Raw genomic sequence first — 14,191 nt, 5'->3', positions numbered from 1 at the left:
ATGACTAACATCACACAAGATATTGATACGCTTTTCGAGGGTGTTTATAATAAATTGTTGAATCCTGAATTTGGCAAGAATCTTGGTGGGGAACTTCCTATCTTCATCCAACCTTTCCATCCAGGCCTACAAGGTGAAATCCCAACCCAGATAAATCGGCTGATGAACAGGTTAAGCAAGGTCGGGAAGACAAGTGTAAACATCAATCTATACGACATTTGTCTGGATATACTCAGACAGGAGAATTTACTCAATCCTATTCTTGAAGGAGAGAAAGACATCGACAGCGATGCGATTATCTCAACTTTCGATGGAGTTCTCGATGTGCAGACTGCGGTACTGCCTCTAATTCAGGGTAGAATAGAGGAAACGAATCCCGATTTCGTGTTCATCACAGGAGTGGGCAGCGTTTATCCTTTTGTCCGCTCGCACACTATTCTCAATAATATTGACGAACTGGCGTTAAAGAATAATCTGTTACTGTTCTTTCCTGGCGAATACGACAGACTACATTTGAAGCTCTTTGGAAAAATCTCCGATGAGACCTACTATCGAGGACAAAATTTAGACGATCTAAAAGACTAAGAACAATTACTATGATACAAGAAGAAATCTACGCTAAAGATATTAGTCGCCCCATCAATGGCGTAATTAAGGCAAGCAGCACCTCTGATTTGACCACCGAGGTGGACGAGTTTGTTGTTACATCCGAACAGCTGAAACTGCTGCCAGATCTTTTCTCAACACTGGTTGAACCCGCATCTAAGAGTTATGTTTGGATTTCAGGCGACTTCGGAAGTGGTAAATCACACTTGCTGAAAATCCTCTCCTACGTACTGGCAAACAACTTTGAGATAGACGGTAAGAAATGTGCCGATGTGTTTGCGGAGAAGGCCTCTGCTGACTTTGAGTTGAAGGGCAACATCATCAAGGCATGCCGAATACCCACTAAGAGCATTTTGTTCAACATTCAGGAAATTTTTGATGGGCTTGGCAAGACGAAGGTTTCCGACCCTGTGCTGGCCATCTTCATGAAGGAGTTCAACCGTATGCTGGGCTACGATGAGAAGCAGTATGAAGTGGCTAATATAGAGCGTTATTTCGAGGGAAATGATAAGTACGCTTGGCTGAAGTCAGAATACCAAAATAGATTCGGACAGTCTTGGGAAGATGCCCGTAAGAGCATACAGTTCCGTCAGCAGAACCTCGCTGAGATTTTCGCCGAAATGGAGGGCACTACTCTTGAGGTGGCATTGAACAACATCAAGACCCAGCTTAATAATTATCGCCTCGACATTGATGGCTTTGCCGATTTAGTGAAGCTTTATCTGGACAAGAATCCAGGCTTGCGCCTTATCTTTTTCGTAGATGAGGTGGCCCAGTTCGTCGGAAAGGACGTGCATCGCATGCTTAGCCTGCAGACCATCGCCGAAGACCTTGCTGACCGTACCGAAGGTCGTTGTATCTTGATGGTCACGTCGCAGATGGATATTGATGCCACTCTCGGAAATCTAGAGCAGCAACAGGAAAACGACTTCTCGCGGATTCAGGGTCGCTTTACCACTCGTGTCAATCTTACCAGTGCCAACGCCGACGAGGTGATACAGCGTCGTCTGCTTGAAAAGAAGCCAGAACCCCGACAGATACTCCGTAAGGTCTATGACGAGCAGAAGGTGTTCATCAAGAGTATGTTCAACTTCGGCGACAACAGTCAGTTTAGAACAAACTATAAGGGTGATGCGCATTTCGCCATCGATTTTCCATTTGTCGATTATCAGTTTGACCTGCTACAGCGATCTATCATCGAGCTGAGTAAGAACAATGCCTTCAGCGGAAAACATACCTCCGTGGGTGAGCGTTCTTTGCTGACCATCACTCAACAAGTCGCTATAACATATAAGGACAAGGATTTAGACCATATCGTACAGTTCTGCGATATGTATGAGGGGCTCCGTGGTATTCTTCAGACCAAGATACAGAGTGATATTCAGCAGGCCGAGCGCACGCTGAACGATGATTTGGCATTAAAGGTTCTGAAGACCCTCTTCCTCGTCAAGTACGTCAAGGGATTCCCCTCTACCAAGGAGAATATCACCAAGATTCTGATGCCCACGCTTGATACCGATTTCCCTGCCTTCATGAGCGACATTCAAGAAGCACTCAACGTGCTGGTACGCAAGTCGTACATCGAGAAGGGTGCAAACGATGAATACCACTATCAGACGAATGAGGAGAAGGACATCGAAACCGAAATCAAAAATGAGGATCTTTCCGCAGATGCACTAAACAATGAATTGAAGAAGATCTTCAGTGCCGACATCTTCGACGACTCAAAGATTAAGTTGTCCACCTTCAAGATTTTCTCTTACGGCCGCATTGTTGACGAACAGCAAGACGGGCGCGATGCCGACATCTACATCCATTTCATCACACCGCTTACGCAGTTGGCACATACCGACCAGCAGGCTATGTGCGCTTACTCTATGCAGCACCCCGACCAGTTGGTAGTGGTGCTGGGCGAAGACAAGTATATGGCAGAAGACCTCGCCATGTATAAGAAGGCCGACAAGTGTCTCTTACGCTTACTCTCCAGCAATAACGACAACTATCGCCAACAGATTATTTCCGATAAGCGTAGAATCAACAGTCAGCGTCGGGAAAACATCGTAGCCCGACTCTCCGAACTTACCAAGAATGCCCGCCTATATATTGCCGGACAGGAAATCACCCCCAGCAAGATCACGGATATTAAAACGCGCCTCTCTGACGGGATGAAGGAACTGGTCGATCAGGTTTATCGTAACCTGAAGATGCTCACCATCGAGTATGATGACTCGATGTTGAAGAATATCATTTCCAGTACGACATTAGATACTGCACTCTGCAGCGAGGGAGTCGATGTCTGTGCCCAAGAGGTATTTAACCACATTCAGCGCAACAAGCAGCTGAGCATCCGCTCGAAGGTAAAAGACCTTGTAGATTATTTTAGGCAAGCACCCTACGGCTGGTATCAAACGGCCACATTGTGCTTGCTGGCAAAGCTTTACAAGACAGATAAGATTTCCATGCAGAGCAGTGGTGGCCCCGTAGCCGACCGTGACCTTTACTACCATCTCACTAACAGTGGCGCACAGGCTACGCTGATCGTTGATATTGAAGAGGCTATATCGCAAAGTCAGGTGACCAAGCTGAAAAATCTCTATCGTGAGTTTTTCAACGATGAGAATTGTGCCGCACAGACAGCCAAGGATGTGCATACTCGATTCATAGAGCGACTCAATAAGGAGATTGATACGCTGCGCTCCGTCAAGGCTCAATGGCCATTTAAGTTTGTGGAGCCAGTGGAGCAAGTCGTCGAAAAACTGCAGATTGCCAGTCGCAGTGTCTTCCCCAGCCTTTACGCCAAGACCAAGCAACTTGAAGATATTCTGGACGACAAGGAGTTGGCTGACACCATCAGCCAGTTTGTTGCGAGTCCCCAGTTTGAGATATTCAAGAAGATCGACACGCTGAAAAAGGGCAATCTGGCTAACGTGGCTTTAGTAAATCCTGAACTCCAGGCGAAGCTGGATAAAATCTATCATTCGGCAACACCATGGACACAGATGGCTGAAGGTAAACAGGCCCTCGAAGCCATGACCGGCGAGATCAAGTCCATGCAAGATGAAGCACATGGCAGCATCAAGGCGCAGATAGAAGAAAAGCGCAGTGCACTGTTGTCTCTTCCTGCTTATCCACAACTTACTGATGAGCAGAAGGATATTGTCGCCCAGATATTCGACAAACTCTCGGCAAAGGCAGATGCGGAGAGGTTTATTGGGAATCTAAGAGCCATGACCACCGATGTAACCAACGGCTATAATCATGGTTTGGACTATATCAACCGTTGCATGGAGCAAGCCAATGCCAAAAAGATGGTATCGAGGTACGAGGCGATGGATGTAAACTTCGATAAGGCCCTGTTGGAAACAAAAGAGGATGTACAGCGTTATATCTATGCACTTCATGCTCGCCTTGACAGCTTCATCGATGACAACAAGAATATCATGCTGAATTAAAAAAGAACACGATATGGCAACAAACACATCGGCACTGAAAACTTTTGCACAGCAGACCCGTGCCAAACTCGTATCGCTTGTCTCTACCAAGATGCGGTATGTGCTCCACGAGGACACGGCTGAACTGCGTGGCTATGCAGCGCAGATAGACCGACTACGCAAGGAGATTGCTGCAAAATCGGAGCAGCAGGTTATCGAGGAGGTGGCCTACACCTGGTTCAACCGTGTGATGGCGCTTCGCTTCATGGATGCCAACGGCTATAATACTCCTATGGTGGTAACACCCGTACAAGGACAGCAGCGTCCCGAAATCTTACAGGAGGCCATGGGGGGCATCGTAGATGACGACCTGAAGCTCTCCGCCGGTGATAAGCTGCTACCCGAACAGCCGCTTTATCGCAAATTATTAGTGGCTGTGTGCAACCAGTTGGGCGAGAGTATGCCGTTCCTCTTCGAGCGCATTGCCGACTACACCGAACTGTTGATGCCCGACGACCTGCTGTCTGCCCAGAGCTTTGTGAGCGACATTCGCCAGGGCATGACCGATGAGGATTGTCAGAATGTGGAAATCATGGGCTGGCTCTACCAGTTTTACATCACCGACCGCAAGAAGGATGCCGAGGCTCACAAGAGTCGCAAAGGTGGACTGAAGAGTGACGAGCAGGCCGCTGCCACCCAGCTGTTTACACCCCACTGGATTGTGCGCTACATGGTAGAGAACAGCTTGGGTCGTATATGGATGACGCTGCACCCGGATAGCAGGCTCATCAACAGCATGCCCTACTATATCAAGCCTATGGAGGGTCAGACCGATGTGATACCCGAACATATACACAGTGCAAAGGACATCAAGTTTCTCGACCCCTGCATGGGCAGCGGTCATATCCTGGTCTATGCCTTCGACCTCTTCGCGAAGATGTACGAGGAGGAGGGAATGATGAGCAAAGACATCCCTGCTCTTATCCTGCAACACAACCTCTACGGTATGGACATCGACCGCCGCTGCTATCAGCTCACCTGCTTTGCCCTCACTATGAAGAGCCGTGCCTATTATGGCCGTTACCTGCGCCATACCGTGCAACCAGCAGTCATCGCCCTGCAAGCGATAGACCACGACGTGATTGATGCTTCAGGCAGCTGGGGGGAAGATTCGCTGATGTGGCAGTTTGAAAACCTCGACACCATCGGATCATTGTTGAAGGTGTCGGCAGAAGACTATGCGGCTATCCAAGTGAACACGGGCTTGTGGGCTACGCAAAGCCATCTGCTCAAAACACAGGCGTTGTTCCTTTCGGAGAAGTATGATTGTGTGGTGACAAATCCACCGTATCTTGGGAAGGGTATGGGAAAGGTTTTAAAAAAATTTGTTGAAGTTTACTATCCAGATAGCAAGTATGATTTGATGGCGGCATTTATGGAACGCAACTTCAGTTTAAACTCAGCGAATGGTCGATCTGCCATGATTAACCAACATAGCTGGATGTCTAATTCGAGTTATAAACGTTTACGAGAGAAAATAATAGAAAATTACTTTGTAGAGTCATTATTGCACCTAGGTCCAAGGACTTTTCCTGAAATTAGTGGAGAATTAGTACAAAATGCTACTTTTGTTATTGCCAAATGTGCTCCTACACATAAAGGTCATTATATTAAATTGATTGACTTTAAAGATGCCACATTAAAAAATGACAAGACATTAGAGGCAATAAATAATTCAAACTGCAGATGGCATTATGCATCTCATCAGAAGAATTTTATTAAATTGCCAGGATATACATTTACTAGCTATTGGCTTCCTGAAAAGATTATAAATATCTTTTATGAAAACAATAAAGTTGGCGATGAATTAGATACCAAACTTGGTATGTCAACCAATGATAATGGTAGATTTCTACGCGATTGGTTTGAAGTAAGTTATAGCAATACATGTTTTGAGAGGAAAAATAGCGACAAAAAGATCTTTGTTCAAAAATGGTTTCCTTATAGCAAAGGTGGCGAAACACGTAAATGGTATGGAAATTTAATTCAAATTATTAATTGGGAAGATAATGGTAAAGAAGTTAAGGATTTAGCGTCAGCTTTATATGGTAGCTATTCAAGGACATGCAAGAATACTCAACATTTTTTCAAAGCTGCGATAACTTGGAGTTTAATTGCTTCTGGTTTTAATTCTTTTAGATACCTTCCAACTGGTAGTGTGCTGGGAGATGCTGGCCCTGTTTGCTTTGTAAAAAACAATATCAATTATGTTTTAGCTCTCCTAAATTCAAAGGTTGTACAAGCTATCATCCCTGCTATCAATCCAACAATGAATAGAAGTACGGGTGTTATTGATGGAATACCATTAATATGGAGAACGTCTAGTGATGTGGATGATATGGTTGATGAAAGCATTACCATATCCAAGCTCGATTGGGATGCCCACGAAACCTCATGGGACTTCCAGTCCAATGAGCTTTTGACCATCAACAAGACTAATTTTCTTGACGTTATCAACGACTATGCAGCCGTAAAGAATATCTGCATCGAGCCAGCTGCAGCAGAGCCGTCATCGTTGAAATGGCACGTGGATATGTATGAGATGAAATGGGAAGCCAAGTTCCTCCAGTTGCACAAGAATGAAGAAGAACTCAACCGACAGTTTATTGAGATATACGGTCTGCAAGATGAACTGACACCCGATGTGCCGCTCAATGAAGTGACCATCCTACAGAAAGGCGAAATCAGCATTGAGGACAACGAGATAGTTTGGCACGAAGATGTAATCATCAAGCAGTTTATCAGTTATCTTGTGGGCTGCTTCATGGGGCGCTACTCCGTAGATAAGCCAGGACTGATTATTGCCAGCCAAAACCAGAACCTTGACGAGTTGGGGTTGAAGGTTGATGGACTCGACAATGGCGCAGAAGACACCCTGACGATAGACGATGACGGCATCATCCCCATCGTGCAGGAAGAGAATTTCTTTGCCGACGATATGACAGAGCGCATTGAGGAGGCACTAAAGTTGCTCTTTGGTGAGGAGAAGTTCCACGAGAATATGCGCTATATCAATCAAGCGCTTGGTAGCACACTGCGCGACTATCTCTATAAGAGCTTCTATGCCGACCACTGTGCGATGTACAACGTAAAGGGAGCCAAGCGACCCATCTACTGGATGTTCTCATCGAAGATGGGCGAGAAGGCGAAGAAGGGTTACTTCCGTGCACTGGTGTATATGCACCGCATGGACGGAGATACACTCTCGAAGCTCCATTCAGAGTATGTGCATCCTTACCTCGAAAAGGTGCAACAGCAGCTGTTAGAGGCCGAGGAACAATCGGGCCGCGACGACCTAAGCACCGCCCAGCGCAACAAGGCTTTGGCACGCGAAAACGAACTGCACGAGCAGATACGAGAGGTGGAGCAGTTTGCTACCCGACTGGCAGAAATGGCCACCCACCGTCAGACCATTGACCTCGACGACGGCGTGAAAGCCAACTACCCGTTGTTCTATCCGCTGGTAGAACCAGTGAAAGGTTTGGATAAAACAGAAGAATAATATGGACTGGAAAGAAAAAGCAATACGAATCTTAGAGGATAGTCTGTACCCTATACCCACCGAACTCAATGAACTGGATTGGAAGAGCGGATTATCAAGCAAAACCGAGCGTCTGGCTCAGCATCTGTGCGCTTTCTCCAACTACAAAGGAGGCGGCCTTTTAGTCTTTGGTGTAAACAATGATGCTACCTTTGCTCCACTGTCGCAAGCAGAGATAGAAAAGACCGTGCAGACACTGGGTAATATAGCCAAAAACAATCTGTCGGTCTCTATTCCTATCGAACATTCAGTGCAGAGCTATAAAGATCACTCGCTACTATTTGTACATATACCTGAAAACCCTGACAAGCCTGTACACCTTCGGGGTAAGAACATATTTGATGCTTACACGCGATCGGCTGGTGAGACCGTGAAGATGTCGCGTACACAAATCAAGTCGCTCATAGCCGACTCGCAGGGCAACCCGTTTGAAAAGCGAGTTGCTCGTGAGAATGTTTCGTTAGGCGACCTGCTCATGACATTAAACTATCAGAAGTTCTATGAATTGCTGGAACGTGAGATTCCAAAGGAGAAAAGCATCATTGCCCGTCGGTTAGAAGAGTTTGGACTGTGTAACAAGCATGAAGGAGGTTGGGACATCACCAATATGGGAGCCATTTTGTTTGCCAATGACATCCGCACATTTGATAAACTGAAGGGACATACCGTAGTAGTTCGCAAATATGTTGGCTCAAATAACAGAGAGTTAATCTCCGAACAGTTTGGGGCGTATGGTTATGCGGTTGGCTTTGAAGGACTGGTGGATTATATCATGAAGCTCACTTCCACGGAAGAAATCGACGTGATGCGTAAGTCGAAGCCTACATATCCAAGAGTAGCTATAAGAGAGTTGGTGGCCAATGCCCTGATTCATCAAGATTTTTCAGTAGAGGGTATGCAGGTAACCATCGAGATATTCTCTAACAGACTGACGATTACCAATCCAGGTCCACCACTGAACGATGTGAACAGACTATTAGACTTGCCACCACAATCACGTAACGAGGACCTGGCACAGACCATGTATATGTTGGGGATTTGTGAGCGTCGAGGTAGCGGAATTGATAGAGCCGTAGAAGCCATCGAAAAAATGTATCTTCCAGCTGCCAAGTTTGCAAAAGGCGAGTCATTTACGAGGGTATTCCTTTATCCTCGGAAGTCTATATCCGACATGACCAAGCAAGAAAAGGTCGCCGCCTGCTATCAGCATGCTTGCTTGATGTATGAAGACAGCAGTCCTATCAACAACAAGTCTGTAAGAGACAGGTTTGAGATAGATGATAAGCATTCATCTGTGGCTTCAAGAATTATTGCAGACACGGTAGAGGCAGGCTTCATAAAGATTTCAGATGAAAACATCAAATCGAAGAAGTATGCCACATACATACCATATTATGGTTGATTCTTATTTGCAAAGTAAATTCCAATATCATGTAATCTACTGAATATCAGTATATTTTTATTTGCAAAGTAAAATCCAAGGCTAAGAAATGTCAGAGAGCAATAAAGATAAAATAGAAAAAGTCCTCAATGGTCTGTTTGAAAAGAACAGGTTTGTATTCTGGTATAACGAGGGCGGAGAGATGAAGGACTTTGCCACAGCGTTGACAATCCGTGGGGTAGAGTTTCTCGCATTAGACAGCAACGCCTTCACCGTTAAGTATCATATTCTGAAGGGAGAGCAGCCCGAAAGAGGATGGCTGATATATAGTGCCCATGAGCGTCCGACCGATGAGGACAACTGGCTACTCGACTTGGAGGTACAGGGCACGCTCTTCTCGGCAGATATGGCATCACTGTGGGCAGCCGAGTGTGGCATACCGCTAGAACTGAAGGAGAAAGTGGTAGATGCTCATTACGATTTCTTCAAACTGGCAGACAACCGTCGCCGCATCACTCCACGGCTACGGCAAGGCATGGATGTTGAGGTTATAAAACGGCAGATGATGGCAGTGGTCTGCAAGGCTGACCCTACCTGCGACCAGCTGACATGGGCTTTGGCACAAGAGGCTTTGGATGGTGGATCCGATATGACGGATAAAATGGAGAAATACCATCTGAATGATGTGTATTGGACAGAGGTGGAACAGGTATTTGGTTACCATCAAGAGCATGCTGTCAAGACACTTCTCATCGTGCTGTTCCGTGAGGATATGGACAGGTATCTGACTTCACCGACGCTGACCAATGAGGCACATATCTTTATGCGCGACTGGCGAGACAGCCGTCAGTATGGCCAACTATATAAGGACTGGGCAAACAAGCTCGAAGCTGAACTGGGTATCAAGACTATCGTTCAGGGGGAACCCATAGAGAGATTGGTGGCCATTGAGACCTTCCCCTGTATAGATAAGATAATTGCTCAATATCTGCAACGCAATGTGCTTGACAGCACGATGACGGTGGATGATATGGAGACCATCGTGGATGAGCGGGAACACAAGATATTCTTCCCAGTGGCGGCGCATACTATCTATGCCTTGCTGGAGGCAAGGAGGATGATGGAAGAGATTGACCAGAAGATGACGGGACTTATCATCAACTCGCCAGAAGAAGGCTTCAAACTCTATGCTCAAAGCCTCTACTCCATCGACCTGCATTATAGGCACTACATCAGAGAGGCACGACAGGCAGAAAGTACGAATCTGCTGCCTGACGTTACCACGATGGTGCAAAATGTCTATACCAACAGCTACCTGATGCAACTCGCCAAGAAATGGCAACCATTGGTAGATAGCATGGATAAATGGCACATCAACAATGTTATCAGTCAGCGGCATTTTTATCAGTATCATGTCAGCCCATTTGTAGAGCGAGGGGTCAGGGTGTTTGTTATCATCAGCGATGCCCTGCGGTATGAGACAATGGTAGAGTTGGAACAACGAATAGCCCAGGCGAACCGTATGGTAACCTATCTCAAAGACCCTATGCTCTCCACGCTCCCCTCCTATACCCAACTGGGTATGGCGGCATTGCTCCCCCACAAAGTGTTGTCGTATGAGAAGAATCAAGACACGGTGTATGCCGATGGAATGAGTACCGCTGGCACGGATACCCGAAAGAAGGTGTTGCTGCAGTATGTTCCCAAAAGTATGGCTATCACGGCGGAAGACCTCCTGCTGATAGAAAAGCCGAGAAACTATTTTAAGGATTACGACCTAATCTATATTTATAGTAATCATATAGACCAAACCGGGGATAAGAAGGCCACGGAACATGAGGTATTTGAAGCCACGGAGACGGAATTTGACCAGATAGTAAAGTTAGTGAAGTTTATTAGCAGCGGCAATGGCTCAAATATCTTGATTACGGCTGATCATGGTTATATCTACCAGAATGAAGAGCTTGACGAAAGTGATTTTACCGACTTTAAGGCAATGGGTGATTATTTCATAGAGAATCGCCGCTTTGTCATCGGTCCTTGTCTGACGGAGGGGGATGCTGTCAAGACATGGAACAGCGAGAATGTGGGGCTGAAAGAAGGGATGCAGATGCAGACCTGCAAAGGACTGAACAGGATACGCAAGCAAGGTTCCGGTAGCCGATTCGTTCATGGTGGTAGCATGCCGCAAGAGGTAGTGGTGCCGGTGCTTCATGTGAATGTGAAGAAAGACAGTGATGTGGGTAATGTGGATGTGGATGTGCTGAACAAGCGATCTCGCCTTACTACCAACAAGCAGACTATCAGCTTCTATCAGACAGATGTGGTAACTGAAAAGCAGAAAGCGTTGGTTTTGAGGATTGGTTTTTATGACAGTCAAAACGAACTCATCTCTGATACAGTTACACTGACCTTCGACAGCGAGAACCCCGATAGCGTGCAGCGAGAACAAAAGCACGCATTCGTATTCAAAAATCAATTGTCGAAGCTCAACCATCAAGAAGTAATCTTGAAGATGGAGAAACAGTTAGTGGGAACAGATCAGTTTGCGCCCTATAAGCAGGAAGCTTACAAGGTGAGTGTGATGTTTAATGATGATTTTTAGAAGATGGACGAATTAGATATAAAGCTCAATGAATATTATAGTGGCAAGGTTGTCAGAAAAGACCTTACCAAGAGCATCAAGGAAGGTGCCAACGTACCCAGCTATGTGTTGGAGTATCTGTTGGGCATGTATTGTGCCACCGATGATGAGGAAGATATAGCCAACGGCGTAGAGATGGTGAAGCGTGTCCTTGCCGAAAACTATGTGCGGCCAGATGAAGCAGAAATGATAAAGGCCAAGATACGTGAACGAGGCCACTATAAGATCATCGATAAAGTATCTGCAAAACTCAGCGAGCGAACGGACAGCTATGTCGGCGAAATCTTCAATATCAACATCAGCGGAGTGCATATAGATGACAGCTACATTAAGAAGTTCGACAAGTTGCTATGTGGCGGAATATGGTGCATCCTCGATCTGGAGTACATTTACGATGAGAATACAAAGGGTACACCTTTTCATATCGCATCTTTGAAGCCCGTACAGATGCCATCTACCGATATGGAGGATTTCGTGGAGTATAAAAGGAACTTTACGCTGGAGGAGTGGATTAATGTGATTTGCCGTAGTGTAGGCATGGAGCCGAATAATCTTGATGAGCAGACACGCTGGCACTTGGTAGCACGCATGATACCTTTCGTTGAGAATAACTATAATTTCTGCGAACTGGGACCGCGAGGGACGGGTAAGTCATACGTTTACGACGAACTGTCACCTTACTCCATCCTAATCTCTGGTGGTCAGACCACCGTGGCCAACCTATTCTATAATATGGGTAGGCATCAAGTAGGCTTGGTGGGCACATGGGACGTCGTGGCCTTCGACGAGGTATCTGGTATCAATATGAAGGATAAGGACGGCATCCAGATTATGAAGGGCTATATGGCCAACGGCTCATTCAGCCGAGGCAAGGAAAGCATCAATGCCAACGCCTCTATGGTTTTTGTGGGCAACATCAACGGCAGTATAGAGAACTTGGTCAAAGTAAGTCATCTGCTTGCTCCGTTCCCCAAAGAGATGATTGATACAGCATTCTTTGACCGTTTTCATCTCTATCTGCCTGGTTGGGAAATACCTAAGATGCATCCCGAGTACTTTACGGATGCTTTTGGCTTTATCTCTGATTATTTTTCTGAGTGCCTACGTGAGCTTCGGAAAATAAGTTATGCAGATGCCATTCATCGCTATTTCAGACTTGGCAGGGATCTTAACCAACGTGATGTGATAGCTGTGAAGAAAACGGTAAGTGGCATGCTGAAGCTATTATTTCCTGATGGAAAATTTGAGAAGGAGGATGTCCGCAAGTGTTTGGAGTATGCTTTGGTAGGCCGGCGTCGAATCAAAGAGCAATTGAAAAAGATTGGTGGACTGGAGTTCTACGACGTTCACTTTAGCTATATTGACTTCGAAGATGGCGAAGAGAGATTTGTGACCACCCCTGAGAATGGCGGATCGGCACTTATACCAGAGGGAGAATTGCAGCCAGGCTCTCTATATAGCGTAGCTCATCAGTCGGGTGAGGTTAACATGGGATTGGTGCGCCTCGATCTACAGGTAATGCCTGGCAATGGGAAATTCACTCATACAGGGTTTGGTAGTGGAAGTGCCATCAGCGACGAACTGAAGGAAGCAGTGAACTATTGCCGTTCAAACCTTAGCAGGATAAGTCAGGATGCAAAATTCTCAGAGAGCGAGATGCACCTGAAAGCCACCGACATCAATGGTCTTGGCACAATGGAAGGGTTGGAACTGGGAGCTTTCATCTCCCTTGTGTCAGGCTTGACAAGTCGCCCTGTTCAATCACAGATGTGCGTACTCGGATCAATGAGTATTGGTGGAACAATTATTCCAACCGCAGATTTGCCCGGAGCTTTGCAGATTGCACAAGATGCCGGTGCTAAGCGTATTCTCATCCCAGTAGCCGATATGCTGCAATACTCCAAAGTGCCAGCAGACTTAATCTCCAAATTCAGCTTGGAGGTATATTCCGCCCCCGTGGATGCTGCGTTCAAGGCGTTGGGGATAAAATAGGAACGCATAAGATTTCAAGAGATAACCCGAACATAGAAGCACCTATCTTCGGGTTATTCTATTATTACTGTCCGCTAAACATAGAAATCCTCATTCCAACTCATTGAGACACAATAGTTCGGATGACAGCATGTTAGTGACAAGCCCCCTTATTCATTTTCTGTTACCTCGGGTGGCGATTCAGCCGCTGCTTCAAGCATGAGTTTCATGTCGGCATCCGGCATGTTGAAGAAATTATTCATGTTGAGGTATTCCATAAGTACAATGCGCACCATAGTAGCCAGCCCTGAGAAACTCCACCGCCTCTGCAATGAGCTTTGCAGCAGTGACAGTAATAGATTGGCAATGAGTGTAACCCAAATCTGTATCTTGATGGCGTTGACACTCTCCCCATAGAAGTATCTAAGCGGGAAGTTCTGTTTTATCTGCTTGAAAAGAGACTCTATCTGCCACCTCCTGCGGTAGATGGCTACGATAGTCTCCATGGACATGTCAAAGTCGTTGGTAAGCAAGGACACCAACTTTGGCATCTTTCC

At 46.1% G+C, this 14,191-nt stretch carries 7 protein-coding genes; 6 read left to right on the top strand and 1 reads right to left on the bottom strand.

The window, feature by feature from the left end:
- The 6 genes from E0E16_RS05380 (at position 1) to brxL (ending at position 13,655) form a co-directional block, all read left to right on the top strand.
- Positions 1-585 carry a DUF1788 domain-containing protein gene (locus E0E16_RS05380; protein ID WP_130829426.1) on the top strand — a complete coding sequence of 195 codons (585 nt, stop codon included), beginning with the start codon at positions 1-3 and terminating at the stop codon, positions 583-585.
- 11 nt (positions 586-596) lie between these two features.
- Positions 597-4,058, top strand: coding sequence for a BREX system P-loop protein BrxC (brxC, locus tag E0E16_RS05375; protein ID WP_130829424.1), 3,462 nt, complete (start codon positions 597-599; stop codon positions 4,056-4,058).
- 13 nt (positions 4,059-4,071) lie between these two features.
- On the top strand, positions 4,072-7,599 hold the full coding sequence (pglX, locus tag E0E16_RS05370; RefSeq protein WP_130829422.1) for a BREX-1 system adenine-specific DNA-methyltransferase PglX: 3,528 nt from the start codon (positions 4,072-4,074) through the stop codon (positions 7,597-7,599).
- 1 nt (position 7,600) lies between these two features.
- Complete coding sequence (locus tag E0E16_RS05365) at positions 7,601-9,040, top strand: ATP-binding protein (RefSeq protein ID WP_130829420.1); 1,440 nt, start codon at positions 7,601-7,603, stop codon at positions 9,038-9,040.
- An 88-nt stretch (positions 9,041-9,128) separates the two neighbouring features.
- Positions 9,129-11,624 (top strand): BREX-1 system phosphatase PglZ type A, encoded by a 2,496-nt coding sequence (pglZ, locus tag E0E16_RS05360; RefSeq protein ID WP_130829418.1) that lies wholly within the window; start codon positions 9,129-9,131, stop codon positions 11,622-11,624.
- A gap of 3 nt (positions 11,625-11,627) precedes the next feature.
- Positions 11,628-13,655 (top strand): protease Lon-related BREX system protein BrxL, encoded by a 2,028-nt coding sequence (gene brxL, locus E0E16_RS05355; RefSeq protein WP_130829415.1) that lies wholly within the window; start codon positions 11,628-11,630, stop codon positions 13,653-13,655.
- Positions 13,656-13,804: 149 nt separating this feature from the next.
- Here brxL and E0E16_RS14275 read toward each other — a convergent pair.
- Positions 13,805-14,191: transposase (locus E0E16_RS14275; protein WP_255418118.1), on the bottom strand; the 387-nt coding region annotated here is incomplete at its 5' end.

It is taken from the genome of Prevotella rectalis, from assembly GCF_900607215.1.
Classification (GTDB): Bacteria; Bacteroidota; Bacteroidia; order Bacteroidales; family Bacteroidaceae; genus Prevotella; species Prevotella brunnea.
Note: the sequence above shows the minus strand (reverse complement) of the source record. Positions and strands in the feature narration are given on the sequence as shown.

Excerpts from the sequence above, each read along its gene's own strand:
- E0E16_RS05365 (WP_130829420.1), top strand. The coding sequence starts at position 7,601 with ATGGACTGGAAAGAAAAAGCAATACGAATCTTAGAGGATAGTCTGTAC.
- pglX (WP_130829422.1), top strand. The coding sequence starts at position 4,072 with ATGGCAACAAACACATCGGCACTGAAAACTTTTGCACAGCAGACCCGT.
- pglZ (WP_130829418.1), top strand. The coding sequence starts at position 9,129 with ATGTCAGAGAGCAATAAAGATAAAATAGAAAAAGTCCTCAATGGTCTG.
- E0E16_RS05380 (WP_130829426.1), top strand. The coding sequence starts at position 1 with ATGACTAACATCACACAAGATATTGATACGCTTTTCGAGGGTGTTTAT.
- brxL (WP_130829415.1), top strand. The coding sequence starts at position 11,628 with ATGGACGAATTAGATATAAAGCTCAATGAATATTATAGTGGCAAGGTT.
- brxC (WP_130829424.1), top strand. The coding sequence starts at position 597 with ATGATACAAGAAGAAATCTACGCTAAAGATATTAGTCGCCCCATCAAT.